20 protein-coding genes are annotated in these 21,831 nt (G+C 43.3%); 15 read left to right on the top strand and 5 right to left on the bottom strand.

Translation table 11 applies throughout. From position 1 onward, the window contains the following. The first annotated feature begins 172 nt into the window (after positions 1-172). From PP181_RS13395 to PP181_RS13385, 3 genes are read left to right on the top strand one after another with little or no spacing between them, the layout of a single operon-like run. On the top strand, positions 173-451 hold the full coding sequence (locus PP181_RS13395) for a helix-turn-helix domain-containing protein (RefSeq protein WP_252079433.1): 279 nt from the start codon (positions 173-175) through the stop codon (positions 449-451). A 4-nt stretch (positions 452-455) separates the two neighbouring features. Beyond that, entirely contained in the window at positions 456-995 is a 540-nt protein-coding gene (locus PP181_RS13390) for a hypothetical protein (protein ID WP_127139876.1), read from the top strand. Then, positions 992-1,654: an ATPase gene (locus PP181_RS13385; RefSeq protein ID WP_206513107.1), complete on the top strand. Its 663-nt coding sequence runs from the start codon at positions 992-994 to the stop codon at positions 1,652-1,654. The genes PP181_RS13390 and PP181_RS13385 overlap by 4 nt, the downstream gene beginning before the upstream one ends. A 70-nt stretch (positions 1,655-1,724) precedes the next feature. Here PP181_RS13385 and PP181_RS13380 read toward each other — a convergent pair whose 3' ends face one another. Next, the gene (locus PP181_RS13380; protein WP_127139877.1) at positions 1,725-2,333 is read right to left on the bottom strand and encodes an N-acetylmuramoyl-L-alanine amidase family protein; all 609 of its coding nucleotides are present in this window, start codon (positions 2,331-2,333) and stop codon (positions 1,725-1,727) included. Between the two features lie 253 nt (positions 2,334-2,586). Here PP181_RS13380 and PP181_RS13375 point away from each other — a divergent pair, with 253 nt between their 5' ends. The 10 genes from PP181_RS13375 (at position 2,587) to PP181_RS13330 (ending at position 13,263) form a co-directional block, all read left to right on the top strand. Further along, on the top strand, positions 2,587-2,874 hold the full coding sequence (locus PP181_RS13375) for a hypothetical protein (RefSeq protein WP_127139878.1): 288 nt from the start codon (positions 2,587-2,589) through the stop codon (positions 2,872-2,874). Between the two features lies 1 nt (position 2,875). Then, the gene (locus PP181_RS13370; RefSeq protein ID WP_127139879.1) at positions 2,876-3,154 is read left to right on the top strand and encodes a hypothetical protein; all 279 of its coding nucleotides are present in this window, start codon (positions 2,876-2,878) and stop codon (positions 3,152-3,154) included. After that, positions 3,147-5,561 carry a TraG family conjugative transposon ATPase gene (locus tag PP181_RS13365; RefSeq protein ID WP_272637490.1) on the top strand — a complete coding sequence of 805 codons (2,415 nt, stop codon included), beginning with the start codon at positions 3,147-3,149 and terminating at the stop codon, positions 5,559-5,561. The genes PP181_RS13370 and PP181_RS13365 overlap by 8 nt, the downstream gene beginning before the upstream one ends. Continuing rightward, on the top strand, positions 5,558-6,163 hold the full coding sequence (locus PP181_RS13360; RefSeq protein WP_206513108.1) for a conjugal transfer protein: 606 nt from the start codon (positions 5,558-5,560) through the stop codon (positions 6,161-6,163). Before PP181_RS13365 ends, PP181_RS13360 begins: the two co-directional genes overlap by 4 nt. 6 nt (positions 6,164-6,169) lie before the next feature. Continuing rightward, positions 6,170-7,000 (top strand): hypothetical protein, encoded by an 831-nt coding sequence (locus tag PP181_RS13355; protein ID WP_163627930.1) that lies wholly within the window; start codon positions 6,170-6,172, stop codon positions 6,998-7,000. Between the two features lie 46 nt (positions 7,001-7,046). Beyond that, on the top strand, positions 7,047-7,673 hold the full coding sequence (locus PP181_RS13350) for a conjugal transfer protein TraK (RefSeq protein ID WP_163627929.1): 627 nt from the start codon (positions 7,047-7,049) through the stop codon (positions 7,671-7,673). Beyond that, positions 7,654-8,601, top strand: a complete 948-nt coding sequence (gene traM / locus PP181_RS13345) for a conjugative transposon protein TraM (RefSeq protein WP_163627928.1) — start codon at positions 7,654-7,656, stop codon at positions 8,599-8,601. Before PP181_RS13350 ends, traM begins: the two co-directional genes overlap by 20 nt. A 10-nt stretch (positions 8,602-8,611) precedes the next feature. Beyond that, positions 8,612-9,412 (top strand): DUF4138 domain-containing protein, encoded by an 801-nt coding sequence (locus PP181_RS13340; RefSeq protein ID WP_163627927.1) that lies wholly within the window; start codon positions 8,612-8,614, stop codon positions 9,410-9,412. Positions 9,413-9,840: 428 nt separating this feature from the next. Next, positions 9,841-11,388: a Fic family protein gene (locus PP181_RS13335; RefSeq protein WP_163627926.1), complete on the top strand. Its 1,548-nt coding sequence runs from the start codon at positions 9,841-9,843 to the stop codon at positions 11,386-11,388. A 453-nt stretch (positions 11,389-11,841) separates the two neighbouring features. Continuing rightward, positions 11,842-13,263 carry an amidohydrolase family protein gene (locus PP181_RS13330; protein WP_163627925.1) on the top strand — a complete coding sequence of 474 codons (1,422 nt, stop codon included), beginning with the start codon at positions 11,842-11,844 and terminating at the stop codon, positions 13,261-13,263. A gap of 790 nt (positions 13,264-14,053) precedes the next feature. Here the strand turns inward: PP181_RS13330 and PP181_RS13325 are convergent. The 4 genes from PP181_RS13325 to PP181_RS13310 all read right to left on the bottom strand — a co-directional run bounded on the left by PP181_RS13325 (position 14,054) and on the right by PP181_RS13310 (position 20,362). Then, positions 14,054-16,228, bottom strand: coding sequence for an alpha-glucuronidase family glycosyl hydrolase (locus PP181_RS13325; protein ID WP_419776386.1), 2,175 nt, complete (start codon positions 16,226-16,228; stop codon positions 14,054-14,056). A gap of 313 nt (positions 16,229-16,541) precedes the next feature. Next, positions 16,542-16,760: a hypothetical protein gene (locus tag PP181_RS13320; protein WP_154918731.1), complete on the bottom strand. Its 219-nt coding sequence runs from the start codon at positions 16,758-16,760 to the stop codon at positions 16,542-16,544. Positions 16,761-16,792: 32 nt separating this feature from the next. After that, positions 16,793-18,661: a tetratricopeptide repeat-containing sensor histidine kinase gene (locus tag PP181_RS13315; RefSeq protein WP_272637489.1), complete on the bottom strand. Its 1,869-nt coding sequence runs from the start codon at positions 18,659-18,661 to the stop codon at positions 16,793-16,795. A gap of 207 nt (positions 18,662-18,868) precedes the next feature. Further along, positions 18,869-20,362: a DUF1593 domain-containing protein gene (locus PP181_RS13310; protein WP_272637488.1), complete on the bottom strand. Its 1,494-nt coding sequence runs from the start codon at positions 20,360-20,362 to the stop codon at positions 18,869-18,871. Positions 20,363-20,634: 272 nt separating this feature from the next. Between PP181_RS13310 and PP181_RS13305 the strand changes: the two genes are divergently transcribed. Both PP181_RS13305 and PP181_RS13300 read left to right on the top strand, forming a co-directional pair. After that, a complete protein-coding gene (locus PP181_RS13305) occupies positions 20,635-21,222 on the top strand; it encodes a DUF4202 domain-containing protein (RefSeq protein WP_272637487.1) in 588 nt (195 codons plus the stop codon). A gap of 20 nt (positions 21,223-21,242) precedes the next feature. Next, the gene (locus PP181_RS13300) at positions 21,243-21,827 is read left to right on the top strand and encodes a precorrin-2 dehydrogenase/sirohydrochlorin ferrochelatase family protein (RefSeq protein ID WP_138258606.1); all 585 of its coding nucleotides are present in this window, start codon (positions 21,243-21,245) and stop codon (positions 21,825-21,827) included. Positions 21,828-21,831: the final 4 nt, after the last annotated feature.

Raw genomic sequence — 21,831 nt, 5'->3', positions numbered from 1 at the left:
CCTGAATCGATACAATTTATAGGATAAAAAAATCGTTCCCAAGTTGGTACCAACTTGGGAAATTTTTCCAAAAACCTTTTTGAGTTTTGTCAGTGAAAGTCAAATCGATGGAAGGGCCATCAAATGAAATGATAGTAATGCGGTGGTCCTTCTTTTTAAAAACTCAGAAATTATGGGAGCGACCATTATTACCTCGGAAGACCTAATGGAGTTCAAAGTGGAACTTTTGGAAGACATCAAGGAACTATTGCAAAACCACAACGGCACAACGGCCAAGAAATGGATCAAATCCAATGAAGTGCGGGAACTCCTGGGCATTTCCCCGGGAACCTTACAGAATTTGCGTATCAATGGCACATTGCCCTATACCAAAATAGGAGGGGTGCTCTATTACGATCAGCGGGAGATTATGGAAGTGTTGGAGCGGAACAAGGTCAACAAGAACTTCTAGGGGTTTGGAGGACATCAACTATATCAAACACCTGAACGGTGTCTTTGACCAATTTGCAAAGGACAACCGTTTGAACCCGACCCATATCAGTCTGTACGTAGCCCTTTTTCAGCTTTGGAACCATAATTTTTTTAGGGAGGAATTCCATATCAACAGGGAAGAGGTCATGGACTTTTCAAAAATAGGTTCCAAGTCCACTTACCATAAATGCATCAAGCAGTTGAGTCATTGGAACTATTTGCTATATATCCCTTCCCATAACCCTTTTAAGGGAAGCCGTATCAAGATGTTCGATTTTGGGACAAGTGATGGACAAGCTGTGTACCGAAGCCGTACCAAAATCGGGACAAGCAGTGGACAAGCACTGGTACCTATAATAAAACATATACAAACTAGGACAAATCATAAAAACAATAACAAACCGGAAAATTTAAAAAAAATGATTCCGTTGGATTTTGAAAACGACAACAAACCTAACGGGCTTGGCCAAAATCGGGACAACCTAAAAACCACCTCGGACAAGGATTACGGGGAACCACTATGAAACTGGACCATCCACATATCATCACGGAGGGCAACCTGACCTACCGCTTGGGAGAACTGAGCGGCAACAGCATCCTTTATGATTTTGACAAGATGCTCATCTATCTGGAGGCCAAGGGCAAGCTGATGTTCGGGGAGCGGTTCAGGATCTACAAGGAAGACCGCGGGATATTGCTGAAACTCTGCAACTATATCATCAAGGACTATGACAGCTGCAAAAAGGACGGCATCGACCCCAACAAGGGCCTGTTGCTGTCCGGGCCCGTGGGCTGTGGCAAGACCAGTCTGATGCGGCTATTGAAATTCCTGGTGCCTTACCAAAAACCGTATTCTGTCATTCCCAGCCGAAATATCGTGTTCGGCTTCAACCACATTGGTTTCAAGGTTATTGAGGACTACGGCAATGGGCAGTACTTTTGTTTTGATGACCTTGGGGTGGAACCTACGGGAAGGCATTATGGAAAGGATTGCAATGTAATGGGGGAGATCCTGTTGTCGCGCTACGAGCTTTTTGTCAACCGGCAGATCAAGACCCATTGCACCACCAATCTCAATGCCCGGGAACTGGAGGAACGTTATGGCAAGCGGGTAAGGAGCCGCATGCGGCAGATGTTCAATTTGGTGGCCTTTGAAAAGAACAGCAAGGACAAGCGCAAATAACTTCATTGTCGTTTGAGCACCATTCCCAATAGTTTTCCGATGATCTTGATGATTTCCATTAAAAATGCTTTCATAGTTCCAGGTTTTTAAAATTGTCAATGCCCAATAGGATGGCCAAGGCGATGGCTTTGATGTTCTTGCCCTTTAATAGATAGCCTGATTCATCCTGGTGGGACAGAAAGGCCATTTCAGCCAAAACAGACGCGCAAGTGGTAACTTCCCGCAGCACTTGAAAGTTGGCAGATTCAATGCTCCGTTGTTCGATGCCAAGGTTCCGTACCACTTCATCCAGGATCAATGATCCCAATAGAATACTTTCCCTAGAATATTGTCCGGACCTATTATGGACAAAAACCTCCATACCATTTGCTTCCGAGTTTTCCGCATGGTTGCAATGCAGCGACACAAACATATCGGCATGCAAGGCTTTTGCCAATCTGGAGCGATTTCCAAGGGATATCAAGGTATCGGTGTACCGTGTGAGATAGATATCGTATTTGCCATCCAAAAAGGTATGGTTCCATCGAACGATTTCCCTGGCCACGCTTAAGGCCACATCCTTTTCCCTAACTCCATATATCCCAATGGTGCCGGAATCCACCCCACCATGTCCGGGGTCAATGACCAGAATTTCTTTACGGGGCATTTGCTGACCAAAAAGCGGATAGAAATTGCACATCAAAAGGACAAAAACTTGAACTGAGCTAAGTCGAAGTTTGACGTTTTTGAAGCATTTGCAGACCCAGGGTTTTAAGGTTATCAACATAGCATTCCGCTTTTTACATAGATTTTGATGCCAATCCGCAGCAATAAAAACCAAATCATAACAATGAATATGTTATTCACAAATATCTGGTATACAACTATTTATGTGTCAATATACAGTAATTTTCGAATATCAAAACCAAACGAATTTTTAAACACTTTTTGATATGAAAAAAGCACTGTACTTCACTCTGTTATCACTATTAATTTCCAATACAGTTTTTGCCCAGATTGGTGGCATCGAGGATTCGGTCAACGATATTTCCGATACCATTCGGGCGATATTCCCCATTATCCTCGGAGTCATCTTTTTGGTGGGCTTTTTGTTCAATGCCGGTCATTTCTTTGGGGAGAACTCCGATTTGAAAAAAGGGATTACCCGGGTACTGGTCTTTGTGCTGATCGCTGGGGCCGTGGTGGGCATCTTCACCTATCTCATCGGAATAGTGGTCTAGGATGAAAAAGTACGAGGTCTATAGAAATATCCGCAAGCAGGCCATGATCATGGGCTTGCCCATTTCCTTGTTTGCCCTGATGATGGTATCGGTCATCGGTTCCCTGCTGATCATCATCTTTTCCTTCAGTCTTGGTGTCATCGTAGCCCTGCTGTTGTTCAATGCCCTGTTGTTCGGGGCATTGGCGCAGTTGGCCAAAAACCCAAATGTATTTGCTATCCAAAAGGTCTTCCCCCAAACCATCAGCAATAAAAAACTAAGTCCGCTTTCCTATGGATAAGATCAACCTAAATTCATATCATCCCATTCTTGATATCCAGGGGCATACCGTGTTTGCCTCCAACGGCAATGTAGTACTTTGTTACAAAGTGGATTTTCCCGAAGTGTATTCCCTTTCCGAGCCCGATTTTGAGGAACTGCACAGTATGTGGTTCCAGGCTTTCAAATCCCTGCCCACTGGTACGGTCATCCATAAAAAGGACATATATCAAAAAGTGGGCTATGATGCTGGGCAATTACCCGATCGTACTTTTTTGGAAAAGGCCACCCATGATTATTTTAAGGGCAGGGAATACCTGAGCCATCAAAGCCATCTGTTCTTTGTGCTGCCCTTGGACAAGGCCCTGAACGCTTCCAAGTATGTGAATCCCTTTCGGAAAACGGAAAAAGGCTATTATCGAAAATTGGATGCGCAGGTAGCGGAATTCATCACCGCGGTGAACGATGCCGTTTCCTATATCAACAACTGCCAAAGAGTGTCATTGGTGCCCATGCTACCCGCTGACATACTCACCCATACGAACGATTATTACAATGGTTTCAACCAAGATTTCGATACAGACATTTTATTGGGCAAAAAACATATCGAGATCGGCGACTATTATTTTGATGCCATAGCCGTCAACAATGAAGGGTGTTTTGCCGGAACGGTCCAGAGCAGCAAGATCAATGAAAAATTCACCTCGGATGACTTTAGCTTTCACCAAGGGTTTATCGATGGCCTGGGACTGGACCTTAACGAGAACCACATCATCAACCACATCCTCTATCTGGATGACAAACACAAGTGGTGTAAGCTACTGGACAAAAAAGTGGAGGAGCTCAGCAAAAGTTCCAATTTCGGTTCCCGGAACAAAGTGGTCCTCAAAAAGGTACAGCAAATCCTGGACCAGATCAATACCGATGACTCCTCTCGTATTATCCGTGGCCATCTCAATATCATTTTTTGGCATCCGGAAACCGAACATGTAAAACGGATAGGCTCCAAAATCAAGGGGGAGTTCAAGGAATTGGACATGGTGCCCTATCATCCCAATGGCGAGGAACGCAAGCACTACTTTTTGAACTCGCATCCCTGCCATGCCACCAACTTCTCCAACGAAGATCTGTATGTCACGGATCTCAAACATGCGCTGTGCCTGTACATCAACAACACGAGTTACAGATCCGATGATTCGGGGATCCTATTCAATGACCGCCAACACAACATCCCCGTCTTGAAGGATGTCTGGGACGAACGGAAAAAACGTATCAAGGCCCGGAACTTTGCCATTTTCGCCCCAACGGGCGAGGGCAAATCCTTTCTTGCCAACAATATCCTTCGTCAATTCTTTGAGCAGGGCGTGCGTCTGGTCATTATCGATCTGGGGGGCTCTTATGCCAAATTTGCCAAGCTGTACCCGGATGACCACATCATCCTACGGTACGAGCAGGGCAAGAACCTGGGCATCAACCCTTTTTATGTTTCAGGGGAGGGCGACTTTACCCCTGAAAGGCTGGAGGACCTGGCCGTATTCCTGTTGGAACTCTTGGCAGAGGGCAATACAGTGTCCAAGGGCAGGGAAGTGGCCATGAAAAAGGTGCTGCTCCATTACTACAAAACTGTGCGGGAACACCATTCCTTGGCGTCATTGTACCAGTTTGTGGACCATCATAAGGACAATCTAATCAAGGATCTCCATATCAGGGAGGAGGATTTCAGTGTCTATGGGTTTCTGCATATCCTATCGGAGTATGTGGCGGGTGGCCTGTACAGCTTCCTGTTCCATGTCGGCGAGGACCAGACCTATACCATCGAGGACAAGCGGATGATCGTCTTTGAACTGGACGAGGTGCGGGACAACAAGGAAATCCTCTCCGTGATGCTCAAGCTCATCAAGTCGGCCATCCAACGCACGATATGGCGTAACCGTTCCGAACGGGGCATCATCCTGTTCGATGAGTTTGCCAAGCAGCTGAAATTTGCGAACGTGCTGGAAAGTGTGGAGTTCTATTATCAGGCCATTAGAAAGCAGAACGGGGCCATTGGCATCATCCTACAGTCCATCAACCAATTGCCCAACAATTCCACTTCCGCGAGCATTTTGGAGAACACCCAGGTCATTTACAGTCTCCGTAACGAAAAGGGCTATGACGAACTGAAAAATAGGCTTAACCTGTCGTCCCATGACCTGAACCAGCTGCGATCCATCCGAAACAATCTGAGCGGGGATCGAAAGTATACCGAAATGTTCATCAAGATCGGGAAGGAGAGCAACATTTTCCGATTGGAAGTACCACCAGAGGTCTTTGCGGCCTATCTGACGGATGGGACAGAGAGTACCCAGATACTGGAACTTTTCGAAAAGACGAACGATATGGAACAAGCCATCACCACATTCATTAACCATAAAGACAAAGCGACATGAAAACAATTAGGAAACCAACATTTAGGAAAAAGATCCTTACACTGGGATTTGCCCTAACCTTCACCTTATTACTGCCGGCAGGCGCTGCCTGCCAGGGGATGCCGGTGTATGACAATACGAACTTCATCAGCATGACCAAATCGCTGGTGGAGTCGGCCAAACAGACCTCGGAACTGTTGAAGACGGTGCAATTTCTAAAAGAGCAAAAGGATAATGTCGTCAAGGTCAGCAATACAATCAAACAATTGAAGGCCCTACAGGAGCTGACCAAGAACAATGAGATTTTGTTCAGGACCGTACAGCAAGATGTAAGGGATATTTTGAATTCTCCCTATATCAAAGCGGGGGAAGTAGAGCAGGTATCCCGCTCATTTGAACAGATCATGGACACGGCCATAGACGACCTGGATTTTGTGAACCAGATCCTGTCCAGTGATTTTTTGAAAATGACCGATGCGGAACGCACGGCCATTTTGATGGAAAAGAAAGTCCAGTCCCACGAAATGGTCGCCGAACTGGAGGTAAAGACCAGACGCTATAGGGAGATCATTTCCTTCAGGAAGATGCAGGACAGGATCAATAATCGCGAAACACAATATTAGGGAATTATGTTCTTGGGAATAGGATTGGAATATGTGGATACAGTCTACCGGACCATCATGGACAGTGATTTTGCCCAGTATACCATTACGGGCATGAAGGCACTGGCCGTGCTGTTCTTTTTGGTCAACATTCTGAAGAAATACAACGAAGGCATCGCAGCTACCGATGGGCATACCTGGGGGCTGACACCCACGGAACTGGCCAAGAACTTTGCCGTCGTGATCTTGGTCATCTTCTCCACACAGGTGTTGGATGTCTTTGATGCTATTTTGGTGTCCATTGAGACCCAATACCGAGATACGGCCCCAGCGCTCCTCCCGTTACAGCTACAGGATGTGGATCTGGAACGGGATGTGGGCGCACTGGAGGCTGCCAAAAAGGCGTTGGCGCTGTTGTACGAGGCCTTGGTGACCCCTTTGTACGGGTTGAAGGTGCTGGCCTTTGTTATCGGGATTTTCCTATGGATGATGGACCTGTTCATCTATCCGCTGTTCCTGGCGGAACGCTTTTTCCTGTTGGGCATTATGCGGGCCTTCTTTCCCTTGGTGATTAGCTTGGCCGTGTTTGAAAAGTTCAGGGGACTGGCCTATAACTTCTTTAAGCTCTATACCGGGGTATATATGTTGGTACCGGCCTTCTTTTTGGTCAATGTCTTTGTCAATGCCCTGTACACGGAGATCAATACAAGCTTTTGGAACAACCTGTTCGGGACGGACTGGGGCAGTGAATTTTTTGCACCACTGATCGAACTGGCTTCCATTGGGTTCATCGTGTTCCTGAAGTTCAAACTGTACCGCAAAGCCACCTCCTTTACCTTCAAGCTCTTTGGTGGCTAAGACACATTTATAAATGTCCAATGCACATTAAAAAATTTAATAAAGAATGAAAACACCCTTTAAAAACATATACAATATCCTAAAGCTCAACCGCTTTATCGTGCTGGTCACGGTCATCGGGGCCGTACTGACCTGTATGGTCTCGGTGCTGATGGTCATAGGGCTCCACAGGGAAAGTATGGACAATGCCTTTGTGGTCAACGGGGATGGAAGCGTAATCCCATTAAAAATGGTCTCCCAATTGGAAAACCTCGAAGTGGAGGCCAAGGCGCATCTGGAACTGTTCCACCGCTATTTCTATGGAATCGATGCCAGTAACTATGAGAGCAACTTAGAGAAAGCCCTTTGGTTGGGCAATTCTTCGGTGGACGCCCTCTACCGGCAGAAAAAAGCGGAAGGGGTCTATAACCGTTTGCTGCAATATTCCCTGGTACAGAAAGTACGGAGCATTGCATCCAAGATGGACCTGCAATCGGAACCCTATAGGTTTGAGACCGTCACCGTATTTGAGATCAACCGGGGGTCGGTCACCGATACCTATGAGCTGACCACCACGGGGAACCTGATCCATGTGGACCGGAACTTTCCGAACAATACCCATGGTCTGTTGATCACCAACTTTTTTGAAAACACTTTAAAAAGAATTGAAAATTATGAAAGTAGAGAAAAATAAAATCGTTTTCGCGGCAGTCATTCTTTGCGTGGTCCTGTTGATTGTGGGCTATGCGATGATGGCACTGGGTGAAGGGGAAGACCCTGTAATTGACAACAACCAGATTCCCGTACCGGAACTGGGGGAGGAGCAGGAGCAGTACAAAACCAAACTGGAGGCCTTGGATGCCATCAAGGAAGAACGGCAGACCAACGCCCCGAGCATTTATGACGAGAGCCTGTTGGATTCCACAGGGGTCTATGACCCGGACCTGATGGAAAAGAAAAGGATACGGATTATTGACAGTATCTACAACGAAGGGCGCATTGATTATGCGGAAGGGACATACCGGAAACCCAAGACTGGGAAAGTGGCATTGGGCAATACCAAATCGGATTCCATCACCACCACAAAAGAAATTGAGACCAAAGATCCATCCATAGAGGTCAAGGAATTGGGGTTGGAACACCAATTGTTCTTCGCCTCAAATCCCATGGAACGGCCCATGGAGGTGACCAGAACCACGGATTCCCAGATCTTGGTCAGGGTGGATGGCACCCAAACGGTAAGGCAGTATTTCCGGTTACGGATGCGGCTCTTGGCAGATGCTGTCATCAATGGCACTGTAATTCCAAGAAATACGGCCATTTACGGATTTGTGAGCTTTAAGCCCAACAGGGTGCTGATCGCCATTGACCATATTGGCCACAGTCCCGTTACCTTGGCCGCTTATGATTTTGAAGATGGAGGTGAGGGAATTTATGTGGTGAACAGTTTTCGGGCGGAGGCCGGAAGGGAAGTGGTGGGGGATGCCATTGATGGTATCAATATCGGTGGGGTACCACAGGTCAGGGGCATCAAGGCACTCTTCCAAAGGGACAACCGTCTGGTCAAGGTGACTATAATGGATAATTATCGACTCATTTTAAAAGTCCCAAAGGGACAGTAAAACCTATCTTATGAAAATACGTATTCTTATACCGTTATTGGCATTGGCCAATGTATTGAACGCACAGGAAGTGTTGGACACCATCTACGCCAACGGGCATAAAAACGTGGCCCTGTTCTTTTCGGAACCCATCCGTCAGGGCATTGTGGGAGCGCCAAATTTTGTGTTTAGCTATAACCGGGAAAAGGAGCAGCACTTTGGTTTGGTACAGGCCAAGCCGGGCGAGGAAAGCAACCTATTGGTGTTGACCAAGGATGGACGGGTATATTCCTATATCCTCAAATACCGGAAACAACTCAGCAGGTTGAACCATTTTGTTACCGGTTCTGAGAGTATTGGCACTGAAAGACCGATTACAATTCGCAAAGAAGAACAAGAGGACGAAGAACTGGACAGTATTGCCAAGCGAAGGGAATACTTTGAGCGCTTTTGTAATTATCTTTTAAAGGCCAAGAACGAAAGGTTGGCCACCAAGAGAAAAGGGCGCATTAAACTTCAGTTACAGAAAATGGCCTACAATGGAAATGAGACGTACTTGGTCATGCAAGTGTCCAATAATTCGAACATTGATTTTGAGGTGGACTATCTAAAAGTCTATAGCGTTACCGGGAACAAAAAGAAGAAGGCATCCCACCAAAGACTGGAAAGGTTGCCAATACACCGATACCAAATGCCCTCTTTGGTCAAGAAGGGTGAATCCAAAAGGTTCGTGTACGTATTGCCCAAGTTCGTATTGGCCAAGGGAGAGTATTCAGAAATGGAACTACATGAAGGGAAAGGGAGCAGAAAAGTTTTGCTCAGGGATCCGTAATGCCCCCCATTCTTGACATCGCTCCGGTTATTTATGACATTTGGGCAATCACGGCTTTGAATCCACACCATTGGGAATTTTTATAATTCACAAAACCATGAACTAAACCTTGGGATAATGAGAACCACTAAAAACGGTAAAATAAAACCAATCCAATATTTTACTGTAGAGGACCGGGGTCAGTGTCTTATTGGTGTTCTTTGCTATGCTCATTTTTTCTGTCGAAGATTACAGATGACACCGTTTTTTGCACGTTAAAATCAAGCATATTGGATGTGGATTTCTGTTTTAATTGGCTCCCCCTGTATTTTTAACATAAAAACATAATATTTATACGTCATAAATATATAATTTTAGCACATCACAAATATATAATAACAAAACAGCATAGAAATATAATGTTTGCCCAATAAGATTGGTACAGAAAAATGGCAACACCTCAAGAAAAATTGGCCAAGGCCCTTGAAGCTTTAAAAACATTGCAAGATCAAGGTATCACCGCAATCAAAACTTCTGAACTCAGTCGTGTCCATCGGGAACGGTTGAGCGGGAATGGCTTTATTCGACAGATCATACAAGGTTGGTACATTATCGTACCTCCCGATGAACAACAGGGGGACAGTACCTCATGGTATGCCAATTATTGGAGTTTCTGTGCCCGGTACCTGGCCGAACGATATGGGGATTCCTATTGTATTTCAGCGGAACAATCCCTATTGCTTCATGCCGGCAACCAAACTGTTCCCAAACAATTGATCATCCGTGCGATCAATGGCACGAATTCCAACACGGAACTGCTGCATGGCACCTCAATGTTCACCATGAAATCCACATTGCCGGCAAAAGCGGAGATTATGGTATGGGAAGGTATCAGAATGTTGACTTTGGCCTCGGCCCTGGTAAATTGTTCACCGGGGATGTTTAAAGGAAACACCACGGATGTGCGCACCATATTGGCCATGGTACCGGATGCATCGGAAATACTTGGTTTATTGTTGGACGGGGGACATTCCACCATTGCCGGGAGATTGGCGGGAGCTTTTAGAAATATTGGGCGTGATGCATTGGCGGATGAAATCGTCAAGACAATGCAAAAGGCCGGTTACGATGTTCGAGAAAACGATCCATTTGGGGATAAACCCCCGGTTGTCCTCTCCATAAGGGATAAATCTCCCTATGTGAACAGGATTCGTTTACTGTGGCACAAAATGCGCAATGGGGTGATTTCACATTTTCCGGATGCCCCTGGCATTCCACAAGATCATGATAAATATATGAAGGAAGTTGAGGATATGTACGTAACCGATGCATATCATTCCTTATCCATTGAACGCTATAGGGTTACCGTGGAACTGATTGAACGGGTAAGGAGCGGCGAATGGGACCCCAAAGATAATGAGGCGGACAAAAGGCAACGCGATGCCATGGCGGCCCGTGGATATTGGTTGGCTTCCCAGCGCGTGCGTGAAAGTATCAAAAGTATTCTACAAGGGGAGAATTCTGGAAAAGTGGTGGACAATGACCATGGGGATTGGTACCGGGAACTTTTTGCGCCCAGCGTGACCTCGGGTATCCTAAAAGCCTCCGACCTGGCAGGATATCGAAATGATCAGGTATATATAGGAGGGTCGATGCACGTTCCTTTGAACAAGGATGCAATACGGGATGCCATGCCCGAATTGTTCGAACTGTTGCAGAAAGAAGAAAATGCAGCGGTAAGGGCCGTATTGGGGCACTTTATATTTGTGTTCATTCACCCATATATGGACGGCAATGGACGAATGGGGCGATTTCTGATGAATGTAATGTTGGCCTCAGGCGGCTACCCTTGGACCGTAATACCGGTGGAAGAACGTCAAACATATATGAAAGCTTTGGAATCGGCCAGTGTGAAAGAGGATATCGGACCATTTGCAAAGTTCATGGGATGGCTGGTCGATGAAGGCTTGAAAGGTACACCTGTAGCAAAAGTCTGATGGTTGTGACCTGGAGTTGCTACCTTTAATTCGGAACTATAATATCGTTTTTTCATGTTTCTAAAATATTTATTTGGTAACACAGTCTTAAACTTTCTGTCCGAATAAAGGTAGCAACTCCAAAGATTCTTGAGTATAGTTTTATGAACAATCAGAAACGGATCTATAGCTACCTAGGGTATTCAGCCTTGGAAAAAATAAAGCTTCTTATGAAGATGCATCCAGATTTTTTACTTCGCGTTTCCAATAAATTGGTCGCATCCTACTTGGGAATATCACCATATACCCTCTGCAGGTTGAAGCCAAGGCTCTGAAATGTTGCCATGGAGCATTGTTTTCCACTAAATTTAAGTCGTTCTTTATCCTTATGTAAAAGGGATGGGATTTTCAACGGAAACCATCCATCTATAGATCAAGTAGAATAGCTTATCAAAACCTTAACCAAATATGGAAATGAAAAAGATCGGTTTATTTTTACTGGGCAGTTTGTTGCTTACGGCCTGTGAGAACGATTCAAAAATACAGTTCGACATTCTGATTAAGAATGCGAACATTGTGGATACCGGCTCGGGCAATATTATAGAAGGGCAGCACATTGGCATAAAAAAGGATACCATTGCCCGGATTGCACCATACGATGCCGCAGAAAACTGGATGGGGACACAGACCGTGGATGCCAAGGACAAGTATGTGATTCCCGGCCTATGGGACATGCACGTACACTTTGGGGGAGGCGATACACTGATTACGGAAAATAAAAACCTTTTACCACTATATATTGCCAACGGGGTAACCACCGTTAGGGATTGTGCAGCAGACATAAGCCCAGAAGTATTAAAGTGGAAGGAACAGGTTGGGATGGGTACTTTATTGGGACCATCCATATTGACGGCAGGGCCAAAGTTGGAGGGAAAGAATTCCATTTGGCCCGGCGACCTCGAAATTGAAGATGAGCCGGAACTGTTACGGGCGCTGGACTCCTTGGACAAACTTCAAGTGGATTTCGTAAAGATCACGGACAATGCCCTTGATCCCCAATTGTTCCTGAAAAGTATCAAGGAGGCCACTAAAAGGGGCTATAAGACCTCGGGCCACATCCCGTTTGAACTGACCATCAACGAAGCTTCGGAAGCAGGACAGCGCACCGTGGAACATATGGGCTATATGCTAAAGGCTGGATCCTCACAGGAGGCCGAGATCATTGATAGGTTCAAGAAAGGTGGGATTGACCGGGAAACTGCACAAATACAACTGGACCAAACCTTTGATGGGGACGCGGCCATTGCAAAGTACCGGAAATTGGCCGATAATGGCACGGCAGTGGTTCCAACATTTATTGGGAGCAAAATTATTTCATACCTGGAACAGGATGACCATCTTTCTGACCCAGAACTGAAATATTTGGGGCCAGGTCTCATAAAAACCTATGATTGGAGGATAGAACGGGCAAACAAGGCCACTCAAGAAGAGATAGAGGCCAGACATGATAGGTATCGGAAAACAGTCGATTTGTTACCATTGGTACGGGAATCGGGAATGGACATCATTGCAGGAACCGACGCAGGCTTTTTGAACTCCTACATTTATCCGGGGTTTGCCCTTCACGATGAACTTCAAATCTTTGTTGATGGAGGACTTACACCTTTGCAGGCATTGCAGACATCGGTGATAAATGGCCCAAAGTACTTTGATCTTTTGGACTACTATGGAAGTGTCGAAGAGGGCAAGGTGGCCGATTTATTGATTTTGGAAAGGAATCCCATAAAAGATATTGGAGCCACTAAAACCATACATACACTGATCAAGAAAACAAAAGTGTACAACAAGGGCCAATTGAATCAACTTCTGGAAGAAATGGCCCAAATGTACCGCTAGTCCATTGAAGAAGTCTTGCCCTGCCCTTTTGGAAGCATGTCTGAAAAGAAGTCTCTCTTATACATTAAAGCCAAAAAATAGGGTTTAGGTTCTTATATCGTACCATGAACATCAAAACCTATTCTTTTCAAAAAAAATGGAATCTATTCCTTAGTTAAACTACTATCGCCTAAAGGTGAAAGATTTGGAACCGACTGTAAGTCGGCTTATGATTCACCGATTCTGAAATCACCATCTTCTCGCTCCATGTCCTGGTTCTTGATGTATTCCATTATCACCTCATCCGTCACCATTATAGTAGCCTTCCTTGAACATTCCATTCCAGTTAATATCATACTTAAAATTGGACCGGTTGGGACTGGACAGTAAGTTTTGATTTTATTTATACGAACTTGGTTTAGTTTAAATTGAATCCTTTAAATTTGATGTTAGAAAGTATCAAATTCCACACGAAGATGTCCTATAGGATGTCCTATTTTGGAATACAAGACATAAACATCTGGTTTATACGGGGTTAAGATGCAGGGTTCAGGCTCTGCCACCCCGACTTGATTATCAGAGGTTTACAAATTATTTTTTGTAAACCTCTTTTTATTTGTACTCTACAAAATACTAAATATATATTTAATTCGAAATTTGAAATTCAGTATTTGAGGTAGTACAATTTACCATTTTGATCTGCACACAAAAATCACATCTAAAAACTGAAGGTTTTTAGTATAGAACTGACAAGCATCTTTGGCTGCCAATTCGTAGCCATAGTACCTTGTTTCTAACTTACATCAATAATTTAATCCCATCTAGGACGTATTCCCGGTGCAAATGGGAACTTTAAGGATTTAAAATATTCCAAGGATTTCGTGGGCCTTTCTACACCTGTGGGCAAAGGACGATTGGAAAAGGTCTGAAAGTAGAGGAGACAGGCATCTCGCCACCATTTTGCTTCCTTCAATTGGATTTCCAATAACATGGACACCTCTTTGTACTCATTTTCAGAAAGATAAGGTTTCATGCGATCCCATGTTTTGATCATTTGTGTTACTTGGTCCACACCTTCCTGATATTTTAATGCGATGGCATCCCAAAGAATTTCACCATTTTCCAACTTATAATCCCAAGGTAGGTGATGAAACCACAACAGGTATTCCTGAGGTATGGTTTTTGGGTCATTATACTGCACGGCAATTTCGGATGCGTATTGCTCTGTGGCATTGCTTCCGCTTGGCGTTCTATCAAAACCAACTCCTAATGAATCGGCTTTATGATAATAAACAGGGTTCCAATCCGGTCTACCTAGATTGTCGACCCAAGGACCCGGTCCGTAATGGTGACCGGTATCGAATATGTGGTGCAGACCAAGCGGATTCATATAGTTAACTACCGCTTCCCTAGAATCTAGCATCATTTCCTTTATCGGATCCACAAATTCCTCTTCATTGGAATAGGTGGCCCTTAGCCATTCCTCTGCAATGGTGTTCGCGCTTAGGTAAGGGTCCCAGGCCAAACGTCCAAAACCATACCAATTGGCCTGTGCAAAAGGGTGGCCTGTCCAATTGATATCAGTACCAATGTTGGAGACTCCCGCCATACCTGTCAGTTTGTTCCCATATAGGCTTCCGTCTATGACTTTTGCTACAGTAGAACCTTCCCCTTTCTGAAAAGTATCGGCGTCCAAGACTTCTTCGAAAAGTTTGGGCAAATACACCAAATGAGTGCTGAACCCCAAGTATTCTTGGGTTATCTGAAACTCCATGATTAGCGGTGTCTTTTTCATGGCACCGAAAATAGGATGAAAGGGCTCCCTTGGTTGAAAGTCTATAGGGCCATTTTTTACCTGCACCAAAACATTGTCCATAAAGTTACCGTCATACGGTAAAAACTCGTCATAGGCCTGCTTGGCACGATCCGTATCGTCATGTTCTGAATAGACAAAGGCACGCCAAATGACATTGCCCCCAAAGGGTTTTACGGCCTCTGCCATCATATTGGCGCCGTCAACATGATTCCTACCATAATTTTGGGGTCCGGGCTGTCCTTCGGAATTGGCCTTAACCAAAAAACCACCAAAGTCTGGAACGATTGCATAAATTTCTTTGGCCTTATCTTTCCACCATTGTTGTACTTGGGCATTTAAGGGATCCGCAGTTTCCAGTCCACCGATTTCCATAGGAGCGGAGAAACGTGCTGTCAAATATACTTTGATGCCATAGCTCCTAAAGATATCTGCCAAGGCCTTTACTTTTTCAAGATACATGGGAGTAAGAATCAAGGCGTTTGCATTAACATTGGTAAGTGCGGTAGCGTTTATTCCAACGGAGGCATTGGCCCTGGCATAGTCAATATAGCGTTGGTCTACATATTCAGGTAATTTTTGCCAGTTCCAAAGTGAGGATCCCGCATAGCCCCTTTCCACTGAACGATCCAGATTGTCCCAGTGGTTGAGCATTCGAATGTCCAATTTAGGATTGTCTACAACTTTTAAATCATCGAGGAGATGTTGGGACTGCATAAGATGTAGAAATCTGAATGTACCATAAAGAACCCCAAGATCCGTTTTGGCGGTGATTACTGTAACTTTTTTATTTGTTAATTTGACAGATTTCAAAACGAAACCATCGCCTTTTACATCCATCATTTCCATGGATACGGCCGATTTAAGGTCTACCGGCAGATTCTGATAAACGTCCACGATCAGGGCGTTGCCCTTATCGATCGCACTCAAAAAATCGATGTCCGTACCAAGCATTTGAGGCAGGGCCAGCGCTAGTTCTTCTTTGGCATTAAGTAGCGAAGGTGTGCTATTGCCAACAACTATTTTGGAGCTTATATCTTTGTAGGAAGCCGATAATTTGGAATCGGTAATTTGTTCATATTTCAGCCAGAGCTTATAATCATTTAATTGTTGACCGTTTGTTTCTAAGTTGTAAAAGCATAGGAACATTAGAAAAAGCCTACATAATTTCATTTGATGTATTTTAGAAGTATTCAATTTATGCCAAATTGCTAATTCTTTGCGGGTTAAACAAGTTAATTAATAGTATTCACACAATATATTTTGGAAAGACAAAATATGGTGATTAAAAAATGGTCCCACCCCCCTTACAACGGTACAATAATTCCCTTTTTTTATGAAGCTAACTAAAAGCTTTTCGTTGTTTTCCCTATTCGGATTATATATCCTTTGGGAATTTTGGTAAAACGGAAAACAATGAGTAAACTACTGATAAGGCTTATGAATTCACCTATGACCTTATTTATAAATCCAGTCCCTATTTGCTTCAAAATCCGCATAATCCTATGGATTGGAAACCTTGGATACCTGTAGTGGCCGTAGCAGAGGCTTTACCAATTTTGTAAGGACTAGGGCATCCTAAAATTATTTCGTCCACATTCACGAATTTCTTATAATCAAAGGTTTTTAACAGGGATTTCGTTACTGTCCTGGGCAACATGATGACAACCCGAAACATGCTACTTTTTAAGTCTCTAGATAACATCAATTGTTTTTTGAAGATAGGGATTTGTATACCTAGGCTACTTTTTGATTTTCGGAAAAGGTTACAGTAATCGTGGTTCCTCTATCCTCAACGCTATCCACATGTATATCACCATGGTTCCTTTTTATGAATTCTGAGCTGAGTACCAGTCCAAGCCCACTTCCTTTTTCACCGTTGGTACCGTTCCTTCCTTTTGGTTTTTGTACCGAAAATAACTGTTTTCTGAATTCAGGGGTCATACCAATTCCTGTATCTGATATTATAATCTTAATTTCCTTGAAAGTATGGGTAACGGATAGTTTTACAATGCCATTCTTGGGAGTAAATTTTATGGCGTTATTTATCAAATTTCGAACTACAAACTCAATTTGGTTCTTATCTCCCATAAATTTTGGATTACCTATTACGGAAGTTTCAAGAGCTACCCCTTTGTTAGATGCTATCACCATAAAAATTTCCGTCACTTCATCAATTATTTCCTTTAAAGAAATTAGTTCCGTTCTGTCCTCCAGCACGTTCATTTGACATTTGGCCCAGATAATCAAATTATCCGTCATTTTTAGTGTATTATCAACAGATGAACTTAGTTGTTTTCCCATATTCAATATCTCCTCCTTGCTTAATAAATCTAGATGATCAACCAGAACAGTAATGAAGGATTTTAAAGAGGTCAAAGGGCTTCTAAGGTCATGTGCTACAATGCTGAAGAATTTATTTTTAGTGGCGTTTAGTTCCTGTAGTTCTTCTTTTTGCGTTTGAATGGTTTCATTTTGCTCCGTTAGTTCTTTGTTGATGCGTTTCAATTTTCTTAAAACAAGGAAGAATCCAATAAGAAATAAGAGAATTATGATTATACTAATGTTTCTAAATAGTATCGTTGAGGCCTGCGCGGCATTTTCCTTTTCCAAAGCTTGGGTGGTTCTGTTCAATGTATGTATAGAGGCCATACTTTGCGTCAACCTATTTCTATCCTCCAGTTGAATTCTTTTAATGGATTCAGAGAGTTCATTATGGGCATTGAAATAGTAGTTTACCTTTTCTAGGTTGCTCCGTTCCAAATAAAAAGCCTGTAAGTCTTTATATACCCTTAATAAGGGCTGGTTCAAATGAAATTTATTGCAATATGCCTCGGTGCTTTCCAAGTAAGAATATTGAAGACTTGAATCGCCTTCGTTTTGGGCAATTTGGGCTAGTTGAAGCATTGCCTCCACTGTCGCAACCTTTTGGGAGTTTTTACCTAGCTCCTCGGAAATCTTAAGTATACTTTTAAAATAATGTTTAGCGGAGTCGATTTGGTCTTCGTTTACCTTTATAAGTCCCATAACTTTAAAGCAACTTGAAAGGACGGGTAGATTACGTATGGAATCGTTTATTTTAATGGCATACCGGGTTAAGTTTTCGGCCTCGGCCAAGTCTTTGTTGTTATAGTAGCTTTCTCCTAGATTATGGGCCGATACCCCTATTCTTTCGGTGATACCCAAATCCTTGAAAATCTCGAATGATTTTTTGTGGTAATTTATTTCTTGTAAACGATTGTTAAGACTGCGATAGATATGTCCCATGGAAATATAACAGTTCGCCAATCCCTCCTTGTTGGAATTTTTCTCAAAAATATCGATGGCCTTATGAATATATTCAGTGCTCATAAAATAATTATCATTTATGGCATATATACTGGATAATATCCTGTAGCTGTAGGCTATACCTGTTTCATCCTTCAATTCTATAGATAACTGCAACGCCTTTTCGGCATATTTTAATGATTTTAAATTATCTACGTACGTCAATTCCCTACTAAGGGTATAAAGAATTTCAATTTTTTCCTTGGAAGTGAGCTCTGGTTGGGTCAGTAAATATTCAAGTTCCTTTACGGTTTGCGAGCGTACAATTGTTCCTATCAATAGAATTAATAGGAAAATGAATTTCCTGGACCGTATTCCAGTTAGAAAACCAAAAATGTTCATATTTCCGGGGGATTTGTAGGAAATTATTTATAAGTGAACGGTTGCCCTCTTAAAATAGTATTTTCAACCGATTAATATAAATCAATATTGTTTCGTTGCCCAAAAGAAACACATTTTTGAAAAGTTGATTTTTTGGATTTTGAGCTACAATACAGAAACAATGACTCTTTGATATCGTGTCAATGCTGGAAATCCCGTATCGGTCCCTTCAACAATAATATGAAATTGATTCTTTTTTTTGGCCGTTTTGGGTATTTGTACGGTAACGATAGCGTTCTCCACTTTAACCTCGGCATGACCGTCACCCGCCTCGTCATAGCACCAGGCCCACAGGTAAACGGGATGCCCGTCAATGTCATTTAAAGCAACGTGAATGTTGAAGATTTCACCCGCTTTAGCGGTAATGGAAAGCCCTTCTTTTATGATAACTTCAGGTGCGTGGTTGGCTTCCTCAAAGGTTTTGACGCACCAATCCGCACGAGCGGCAAAATCCAGTTGCATGGCTTTTATCCAGCGGGTTTGGGGATAGCTTTTGTCCATCTTGCCCGTTTCGGGATTTAGGTCAGCCGCATGGTCCCCATCCTCATATCGGTACGGGTTATCCTTGGAAAGCACAAATCGACCGCTCCATCCACCTCTTGAAGGGTCTTCGTAGTTGTTCAATCCTACATCCAATAAATGTAAAAATGCGGGACTATCGCCTTCCGATATAAAGTCATATTTGGAGAAACTCCCGCGTTCCGTGTTGGCAATTTTAGTGATATCGCCCTCAAAATGATTGGGGTCTCCTTCTTGTTTTTGTCCGTCCCCATAGGAATAATATTTTTTTAGGAGGGGACCATGGTCATTGATAATATTGGCGCCCATAAAACTTCCCTCTAAAAAAGGTTGCTGACTTTTGGGAACCACTTGTTTCCAAGGATAGGCAAAACACCAGAACTGATTCGCGTTGTAGAAAACCCTAATCTTCGGCCAATTGGGTCCTATATAGTTTTTGTAGGTGGCATCTTGGTCCATAATGGTATAAATAATGGCTTTTTTAGAGACTTTTTCCTTAATATCTTTCCAGTCCCGGGTGTCCTTGTAATCTTCCTCAATGGATTTTAAGGCCCTGGCAATGGTATTGGTACCTCCCCATGCTTGTAAAAACAGCTCTCTATCGTCATCATCAAGCAACTTTTCTCGTATCAATCTTGAACCTTCTGTACGTTGGGCCATTTCCCCTTCAAAATCGATATTGCCCACGCGTATCAAGTCCAATAATTCTTGCGGGGAAGGATAATTGCTATCATGGCCTATGAGGTTAGGGTAGACCTTGGCATATTCCGCCAAAAGCTCTTGTATCCAATTGGTTCCCGGCCATCGTAGGTCCGTAAGGTCCTTGCCATAGATTTTTTTGGTCATTTCCATTTCGGACGTGAATGTAGTACCCTTACCATCACCCTTCCAATGCCACATGGAGCTGGAATAGACCAAACCCTGGGTTTCAAATTCATTGGAGTAGAGGAGGTACCTGATGAAGGTATCTACATCGTCAATTTCACCATCGGTGGTCACAATGGTTCTTTTCATGGTTTCCTGGGCCCAACCCATAGTGATAAAGGCCAAACCTAGAGAAAGTAATAGGATATTTTTCACACGTTTAGTATTGGATTAATAGCTTGATTTTAAACATTTCTTTTTATAGAGGTATTTAACATAGCATAACAAATCCCTCGATTAGGGTTTCATGCGGTAATGTATTGTCATTCAGTATGTTTTATGGAAGCGTAAACTCCGACTTTGAAAAGATATGAAAATTCAAATTTTGGAAAAGACATATTATAGGTATTTTCAGAGGCATCCAGTTAGTTTATTCGGTCCATTTACAGCGACGAATCATTATCGTATCTTAGTCTAAAATTCCGATTATGGCAACTTCCAACAAATTATTAAAGGCATTTGAGCTCTTTGACCTTGCAAACTCAAAGGATCCAAACAAGGAGCTTTTCATGGGAAGGGAATATCCCAAAGAAGTGCTGTATGCCATTAGGATGACCGAAAAACTCAACGAATTTGCCCCTGATGCCTCAGAAGTTTTGCGCTTAACGGTAAGGGCTCAACACATTTGTAGATGGGAAATTCCTAGGGAATCCTATGAAATGAATCGGACAGGTTATTTGAAGTGGCGACAGGACCTTAAAAAGTTTCATGCCGAAAAAGCCTCTGAGATATTGGAAAAAGTTGGATATGATTCGGAAACAATAGACAAGGTGAAATTTCTGTTGGAAAAAAAGCAATTGAAAAGAAACGCAGAAACCCAAACCTTGGAAGATGTCATTTGTTTGGTCTTTTTGGAATTTTACTTTGAGCCCTTTGCCAGGGAGCATCCCGAGGAAAAGGTGGTGGATATTTTACAAAAGACCTGGCGGAAAATGTCGAAAAAGGGACAGGAGGCCGCATTGAAACTCCCCCTGTCACAAACATCCAAGGAGTTCGTGGAAAAGGCCTTGTCATAAATGAGAATAAATGTGAGCATATGGAGCGAAATGAACTATATCCTATTTTTTTAAAGGTTTCCAACCTAAAAATATTGATCGTGGGCGGAGGCAATGTGGCCTTGGAGAAATTGACCTTTTTGCTGAAATCGAGCCCCAATGCGCAGGTGGAAATGGTTTCCCCCATGTTTCGGGAGGAGACCGTGCAATTGGCCCAAACTGCGCAAGTGGTGATGCATAAGGAATACTATGACCCAAGTTATTTGGAAGGCAAGCATATGGTCGTTGCCACGACGGATAATGTTGCCGTGAACGAGCAAGTGTACCATGATTGTAGGGAACGAAGTATTTTGGTGAACGTGGCGGACAACCCTCCATTTTGTGACTTTTACATGGGAGGTATCGTCACCAAGGGGAACGTAAAAGTGGCGATTTCCACGAATGGAAAATCCCCCACGACCGCCAAAAGGCTCCGGCAGTTTTTTGAGGACGTCATCCCCGAGAATATTGATGATTTGGTCAAAAATCTCAATGAATTCAGAAAAACTATCAAAGGCGATTTTGAGGAGAAAGTGGAAACCTTAAACGAATTCACCAAAGGTTTGGTTGAAAAGAAGAATAAATGAACTC

The organism is Maribacter sp. PR66, assembly GCF_028464205.1.
GTDB classification, from domain to species: Bacteria; Bacteroidota; Bacteroidia; order Flavobacteriales; family Flavobacteriaceae; genus Maribacter; species Maribacter flavus.
This window is presented reverse-complemented; position numbering and strand designations above follow the sequence as displayed.

Coding starts and splice junctions, on each gene's coding strand:
- PP181_RS13395 (WP_252079433.1), top strand. CDS start 173: ATGGGAGCGACCATTATTACCTCGGAAGACCTAATGGAGTTCAAAGTG.
- PP181_RS13385 (WP_206513107.1), top strand. CDS start 992: ATGAAACTGGACCATCCACATATCATCACGGAGGGCAACCTGACCTAC.
- PP181_RS13380 (WP_127139877.1), bottom strand. CDS start 2,333: ATGTGCAATTTCTATCCGCTTTTTGGTCAGCAAATGCCCCGTAAAGAA.
- PP181_RS13375 (WP_127139878.1), top strand. CDS start 2,587: ATGAAAAAAGCACTGTACTTCACTCTGTTATCACTATTAATTTCCAAT.
- PP181_RS13370 (WP_127139879.1), top strand. CDS start 2,876: ATGAAAAAGTACGAGGTCTATAGAAATATCCGCAAGCAGGCCATGATC.
- PP181_RS13365 (WP_272637490.1), top strand. CDS start 3,147: ATGGATAAGATCAACCTAAATTCATATCATCCCATTCTTGATATCCAG.
- PP181_RS13360 (WP_206513108.1), top strand. CDS start 5,558: ATGAAAACAATTAGGAAACCAACATTTAGGAAAAAGATCCTTACACTG.
- PP181_RS13355 (WP_163627930.1), top strand. CDS start 6,170: ATGTTCTTGGGAATAGGATTGGAATATGTGGATACAGTCTACCGGACC.
- PP181_RS13350 (WP_163627929.1), top strand. CDS start 7,047: ATGAAAACACCCTTTAAAAACATATACAATATCCTAAAGCTCAACCGC.
- traM (WP_163627928.1), top strand. CDS start 7,654: ATGAAAGTAGAGAAAAATAAAATCGTTTTCGCGGCAGTCATTCTTTGC.
- PP181_RS13340 (WP_163627927.1), top strand. CDS start 8,612: ATGAAAATACGTATTCTTATACCGTTATTGGCATTGGCCAATGTATTG.
- PP181_RS13335 (WP_163627926.1), top strand. CDS start 9,841: ATGGCAACACCTCAAGAAAAATTGGCCAAGGCCCTTGAAGCTTTAAAA.
- PP181_RS13330 (WP_163627925.1), top strand. CDS start 11,842: ATGAAAAAGATCGGTTTATTTTTACTGGGCAGTTTGTTGCTTACGGCC.
- PP181_RS13325 (WP_419776386.1), bottom strand. CDS start 16,228: ATGAAATTATGTAGGCTTTTTCTAATGTTCCTATGCTTTTACAACTTA.
- PP181_RS13320 (WP_154918731.1), bottom strand. CDS start 16,760: ATGTTATCTAGAGACTTAAAAAGTAGCATGTTTCGGGTTGTCATCATG.
- PP181_RS13305 (WP_272637487.1), top strand. CDS start 20,635: ATGGCAACTTCCAACAAATTATTAAAGGCATTTGAGCTCTTTGACCTT.
- PP181_RS13300 (WP_138258606.1), top strand. CDS start 21,243: ATGGAGCGAAATGAACTATATCCTATTTTTTTAAAGGTTTCCAACCTA.